This window comes from Oleiphilus sp. HI0061 (assembly GCF_001635675.1).
The window spans coordinates 1-247 of sequence record NZ_LWFE01001465.1 but is presented as its reverse complement, the minus strand read 5'-3'; the positions used below and the strand labels follow the sequence as shown (position 1 = coordinate 247).

The window sequence follows — 247 nt, the reverse complement described above, 5'->3', positions numbered from 1 at the left end:
CACCAGCTAAGTCGAGTGCATCGGAGACGCTAATACCATGCTCAACTTCATAGATGCCAGGGCGCTCGCAGTCGCCGCAAATACTGAGCAGCTTGCTACCTTTGCTGTGCTCGGTGCCAAGAGACTGAAACCACTCAGCACCTTTGTCCAGAATATGAGGCACGTTGCAGAAGGTTTCGACGTTGTTCACCACTGTTGGATAACCCAAGTAGCCTTTCTGCGCAGGGAAAGGTGGTTTGTTTTTTGG

General features: G+C 51.4%; 1 pseudogene. It reads right to left on the bottom strand.

Annotated elements, in window-relative coordinates:
* Window positions 1-247, bottom strand: a pseudogene (locus tag A3735_RS31290) (NADH:ubiquinone oxidoreductase); the annotation flags it as partial.